This is a genomic window from Campylobacter sp. BCW_4319 (assembly GCF_001764435.1).
GTDB lineage: Bacteria > Campylobacterota > Campylobacteria > Campylobacterales > Campylobacteraceae > Campylobacter_D > Campylobacter_D jejuni.
In genome coordinates, this window is record NZ_MKAQ01000004.1 from 1 (window position 1) to 6,274 (window position 6,274).

At 28.5% G+C, this 6,274-nt stretch carries 6 protein-coding genes; all 6 read left to right on the forward strand.

Annotated features, from left to right (window positions below):
• On the forward strand, positions 1-1,383 hold a 1,383-nt coding region (locus tag AJN56_RS01445; protein ID WP_070246308.1), incomplete at its 5' end, for a glycosyltransferase family 2 protein.
• Between the two features lie 49 nt (positions 1,384-1,432).
• Positions 1,433-2,389, forward strand: coding sequence for a UDP-glucuronic acid decarboxylase family protein (locus tag AJN56_RS01450; protein ID WP_070246306.1), 957 nt, complete (start codon positions 1,433-1,435; stop codon positions 2,387-2,389).
• 5 nt (positions 2,390-2,394) lie between these two features.
• Positions 2,395-3,693, forward strand: coding sequence for a UDP-glucose dehydrogenase family protein (locus tag AJN56_RS01455; RefSeq protein WP_070246304.1), 1,299 nt, complete (start codon positions 2,395-2,397; stop codon positions 3,691-3,693).
• Positions 3,690-4,664: a UDP-glucose 4-epimerase GalE gene (gene galE / locus AJN56_RS01460; RefSeq protein ID WP_070246302.1), complete on the forward strand. Its 975-nt coding sequence runs from the start codon at positions 3,690-3,692 to the stop codon at positions 4,662-4,664. The genes AJN56_RS01455 and galE overlap by 4 nt, the downstream gene beginning before the upstream one ends.
• A 1-nt stretch (position 4,665) precedes the next feature.
• On the forward strand, positions 4,666-5,781 hold the full coding sequence (gene glf, locus AJN56_RS01465) for a UDP-galactopyranose mutase (RefSeq protein WP_070246300.1): 1,116 nt from the start codon (positions 4,666-4,668) through the stop codon (positions 5,779-5,781).
• A partial coding sequence (locus tag AJN56_RS01470) for a glycosyltransferase family 2 protein (RefSeq protein WP_148115938.1) occupies positions 5,778-6,274 on the forward strand: 497 nt, incomplete at its 3' end. The genes glf and AJN56_RS01470, both read left to right, overlap by 4 nt.

Here is a 6,274-nt window from a genome sequence, read left to right on the forward strand (position 1 = left end):
ATGAATAAAACAGTAGGTGTAGTTATCCCAATCTATAATGTAGAAAAGTACTTAAAAGAATGTTTAGATAGTGTTATTAATCAAACTTATAAAAATTTACAAGTTATACTTGTAAATGATGGTAGCACAGATGAAAACTCATTTAATATAGCTAAAGAATACACTTTAAAAGATGAAAGATTTATACTTTTTGATAAAAAAAATGGTGGCTTAAGCAGTGCTAGAAATGTCGGCATAGAATATTTTAGTGGAGAATATATACTTAAAAATAAAACTCAAATTTTAGAAACAAATTCTTTAATAGAATTTAATATAGAAGGTAATAATCCCTATGAAATTTATACAGTATATAAAAGCTATAAAGCTTTTCATACTACTAAAGATTTAGCTGATTTTATTTATCCTAGTATAGACTATATTATCTTTTTGGATTCTGATGATTATTGGGAGCTTGATTGTATAGAAGAGTGTGCAAAAAGAATGAATGGGGTTGATGTTCTTTGGTTTGATTATAAGTTTTTAAATAAAAATAAAGCAACTCAAATGGAAATTTATAATTACACAAAAGAACAAATCATTACTCCTTTGCAATGGTTAAAAAGGACTAGAGAAATAGGTAATTATTTATTTTGGTATGCTTGGCAAGGAATGATTGACTTTACTTTTTTGCAAAAAATTAATATTAAATTTATCAATCAGATCATCCATGAAGATCATCATTTTGGTATAGCGCTTTTTTCTATGACTGATAATATATATATATATCCTGAGAAAAAGTATATATATCGTTTTAGAGAAAGCAGCATAAGCAATCAAAAACAATATAGTATAAATACTAACTCTTATTTGTATGCTTTATACATAGAATTTGAGAAAAATACCTATGAATTAAAAAGGTACCAAATGTCTATGAATTGGATTTTTACTTGTTTGGAATTGATAAAAATTTTAAAATACAATTCAAATAATGAAATATCAATCCTTGTTGAACAAACCTTTTTACCTACTTTGCTTGATAGAACTTTGATTATTTTTTTTATAGATAAAGATCCGTTGTTGCTTAAAAATAAACTGCAAGAATTAAAAGATTATTTTGAAAAATTTCATTTAAGTGGAGCAGAATGTCTTAAATATCAATTGTCTTATCGTTTAGGGCAATTTGTTTTATCTAACTATAGAAGTTTAAGAGGTTTGATAAAAATTGTTTTAAATGCTAAAAAAATGATACTAAATATTCAAAAAGAACAAGATTTGTTTCAAGAAACAATCAAAAATTACCCTTTTATTGTTTTTTCTTCTTCTAGTGAAGATCTAGAAAGTAGAAAAATCAAAAAACATTATTCTTATCGTTTAGGGAAATTTTTAAAAATTATTTTAATATAAGCTAGTTTGAATTATAATAAGTTTTATGGAAATTAAGAAAGTATTTATAATGAGGGTTATTTTAATCACTGGGGGAACGGGATTTTTAGGTTCTAATTTATGTAAAAGATTGCTTAGTGAAGGCAATAAAATTATTTGTGTAGATAATAATTATACAGGCAGAATGGAAAACATCAAAGAACTTTTAGAAAATGAAAATTTTACTTTTATAGAGCATGATATTTGCGAGCCATTAAAAATTACACAAAAGCTTGATCAAATTTATAATTTTGCTTGTCCCGCTTCTCCACCCGCTTATCAGGGAAAACATGCTATAAAAACAACAAAAACAAGTGTATATGGTGCTATAAATATGCTTGAACTTGCAAAAGAACATAATGCAACGATTTTACAAGCTTCAACTTCAGAGGTTTATGGAGATCCACTCGTTCATCCACAAAGTGAAGAATATAGAGGCAATGTAAATCCTATAGGAATTCGTGCTTGTTATGATGAGGGGAAAAGATGTGCTGAAAGTTTGTTTTTTGACTATCATAGACATGAAGGTGTAGATATTAAAATAATAAGAATTTTTAATACCTATGGAGAAAATATGGATCCAAATGATGGCAGGGTTGTAAGTAATTTTATATGTCAAGCTTTAAGTGGAAAAGATATCACAATTTATGGAGATGGTTCACAAACGCGTTCTTTTTGTTATGTGGATGATTTAATTGATATTATTATTAAAGTGATGAATTCTTCAAAAGATTTTCAAGGGCCTATAAATACTGGTAATCCTGGTGAATTTACTATAAAAGAATTAGCACAAAAAATTATAGAAAAAACAGGTTCAAAATCAAAGATTATTTATAAAGATTTGCCATTAGATGATCCAACTCAAAGAAGACCTGATATTTCTTTGGCTAAAGCTAAATTTAATTGGGAGCCAAAGATAAATTTAGATGAAGGTTTGGAAAAAACTATAAAGTATTTTAAAGAAAAAATTACAGAATTTAAAGGATAAAATTTATGAAAATAGGAATCATAGGAACAGGTTATGTTGGACTTCCAACAGGTGTTGGTCTAGCAGAACTTGGAAATGATGTTATTTGTATAGATAGAGAAAAATCAAAAATTGATGCCTTAAATGATGGAATTTTAACAATTTATGAAGATAATCTTGAAGATCTTTTTCATAAAAATGTAAAAGAAGGTCGTTTAAAATTTACAACTTCTATGCAAGAAGGCATTAAAGATGCAGATTTAGTAATTATAGCAGTAGGCACTCCACCGCACCCAGTTACAAAAGAAGCAGATATGAAGTATATCCATACGGCTGCAACTGAATTAGCCGATTATTTAATAGGATATACAGTAATTGCTACAAAATCTACTGTTCCTGTTGGTACGGGTGATGATATAGAAAGTTTAATTAGCAAGAAAAATCCAAATGCAGAATTTGATGTTCTTTCTTTGCCTGAGTTTTTAAGAGAAGGTTTTGCAGTATATGATTTTTTCAATCCAGATAGGATTATAATAGGAACAAATTCACAAAGAGCAAAAGCAGTGATAGAAAAGCTTTATGAGCCTTTTAAAGGAAAAAGTGAGTTACTTTTTGTAAGTCGCCGTTCTTCGGAAACTATCAAATACGCCTCAAATGCATTTTTAGCTATTAAAATTCACTATATTAATGAAATGGCAAATTTTTGTGAAAAAGTTGGAGCTGATATTTTAGAAGTTGCCAAAGGCATGGGGCTTGATACTAGGATAGGAAATCGCTTTTTAAATCCTGGGCCTGGATATGGAGGTTCGTGTTTTCCAAAGGATACTTTAGCTATGGCTTTTATGGGTAAGCAAAATGATATCGATTTAACTTTAATCAATGCAGCTATTAAAGGTAATGAAGAGCGTAAAAACCATATGTGTGAAAGAATTTTAAATAGTATTAAGGATATCAAAAATCCAAAAATAGCCGTACTTGGCCTTGCTTTTAAAGATGGTACCGATGATTGTAGAGAAAGTCCTGCCGTAGATATTGTTTTTAAACTCTTAGAGCAAAAACTTCCAATTTGTGCTTATGATCCAAAAGCTATGGATTTAGCTAAGCAAATTTTAGGAGATAAGATTGATTATGCTAATTCCATGTATGAAGCTATAAAAGATGCTGATGTGATTGCTATACTAACAGAATGGAAAGAATTTTCAAGCCTTGATTTAAAAAAGGCTTATGATTTGTTAAATCATAAAAAAATTATTGATTTAAGAAATTTGATTGATAAAAATGAAGCTATAAAACTAGGTTTTGAGTATCAAGGTGTAGGTAGATGAAGAATATTTTAGTTGTAGGTGGTGCAGGATATATAGGCTCACATACCTTAAAACATTTATTAGATAATAATTACAATTGCATTGTCATGGATAATCTCATCTATGGACACAAACAAGCTATAGACAAAAGAGCCAAATTTATCCATGCAGATTTACTAGATACCTTTTCTTTAACTAATGTTTTCAAGCAAGAAAAAATAGATGCCCTAGTGCATTTTGCAGCTTTTGCTTATGTGGGAGAAAGTGTTGTAAATCCTGCAAAATATTATCAAAATAATGTAGTAGGAACTATAAATCTTTTAAATGCAATGCTTGAAAATAATGTTAAGGATATAGTATTTTCAAGCACTTGTGCAACCTATGGAGAACCACAATATACTCCAATTGATGAAAAGCACCCTCAAAATCCTATCAATGCTTATGGAAGAACTAAGCTTATGATAGAGCAAGTTTTTGTTGACTATGAAAAAGCTTATGGTTTAAGGCATATTTCTTTAAGATATTTCAATGCCGCAGGTGCAAGCAAGGATGGACTTATCGGTGAAAGCCACGAACCTGAAACTCATTTAATTCCTTTAGTTTTAAAAGCTATAAAAGGAGAAATTCCTGCTATAAATATTTTTGGAAATGATTATGATACCGAAGATGGAACTTGTATAAGAGATTATATTCATGTAGAAGATTTAGCATTGGCTCATCGTTTAGCCTTAGAAAATTTACATAAATTTAGCGGTTGTATAAATCTTGGTACGGGAATAGGTACAAGTGTAAAAGAAATCATCAGCGCAGCTGAAATTGTAAGTGGTAAAAAGTGCCCTATAAATTATGCACCAAGAAGAGAAGGGGATCCTGCAAGATTATACGCAGATAATAAAAAAGCAAAAGAAATCTTATCTTGGGAAGCAAAATACACCGATATTAAAGATATTATTAAAAGTGCTTGGGGTTGGGAAAATAATAGAAAGTATTAAGATGAAAAAAGTAAAAAATTTAATTGTAGGTTGTGGGCTTAGTGGAGCTATTTTAGCTGAGCGTTTAGCTAGTAAAGGACAAGAGGTTTTAATCATAGATAAAAGAGAGCATATTGGCGGAAATATTTATGACTATAAAGATCAAGAAAGTAATGTAACCGTGCATAAATATGGACCCCATGTTTTTCACACTAGTATAAAAGAAGTTTGGGAGTATTTAAGTCGTTTTACAAAATGGCATTATTTTATGTATAGAGTAAAAGCTTTTATAGATGGTAGAGAGATAAATATCCCATTTAATCTTGATACTTTACATAAAGTTTTTCCAGAATATTTAGCCAAAGAACTTGAGCAAAAATTAGTAAGTAAATTTGCTTTTAATTCTAAAATTCCTATTTTAGAATTAAAAAATGCAAATGATAAAGATTTAGAGTTTTTAGCTGAGTATATTTATAAAAAAGTTTTTTTAGGTTACACAGTAAAACAATGGGGTGTAAAACCTGAAGAGCTTGATTTTTCAGTTAGCGCAAGAGTTCCTGTATATATAAGTCGTGATGATAGATATTTTGTAGATACTTATCAAGCTATACCAAAAGATGGTTATACAAAAATGATTGAAAATATAATCAATCATCCTTTGATAAAAGTACAATTAAATACTGATTTTAAAGATATAAAAAAAGATATAGAATACGAAAGATTGTTTTATACAGGAGCGATCGATGAATTTTTTGATTATAAATTTGGTAAATTGCCTTATAGAAGTTTAAATATAGTCTTTGAAACTTTTGATAAAGAGTATATGCAATCAGGTCCTCAGATAAACTATCCTGAAAATTACGATTTTACAAGAAGTGTTGAGTATAAATATTATCTTGATGAAAAATCTAATAAAACCATACTTTCTTATGAATTTCCTTGTGAATACGAAGAAGGTAAGAGCGAAAGATACTATCCTATACCTAACGATGAAAATCAAAAGCTATATGAAAAATATTTAAAAGAATCTGCTAAACTTACAAATGTGTATTTTTTAGGTAGGCTTGGCGATTATAAATATTATGATATGGATAAAACCGTGGAGAGAGTGTTGAAAGTTGCAAAGGAAAAACTATGAATAAAACAGTAGGTGTAGTTATCCCAATCTATAATGTAGAAAAGTACTTAAAAGAATGTTTAGATAGTGTTATTAATCAAACTTATAAAAATTTACAAGTTATACTTGTAAATGATGGTAGCACAGATGAAAACTCATTTAATATAGCTAAAGAATACACTTTAAAAGATGAAAGATTTATACTTTTTGATAAAAAAAATGGTGGCTTAAGCAGTGCTAGAAATGTCGGCATAGAATATTTTAGTGGAGAATATATACTTAAAAATAAAACTCAAATTTTAGAAACAAATTCTTTAATAGAATTTAATATAGAAGGTAATAATCCCTATGAAATTTATACAGTATATAAAAGCTATAAAGCTTTTCATACTACTAAAGATTTAGCTGATTTTATTTATCCTAGTATAGACTATATTATCTTTTTGGATTCTGATGATTATTGGGAGCTTGATTGTATAGAAGAGTGTGCAAAAAGAATGAATGGGGTTGATGT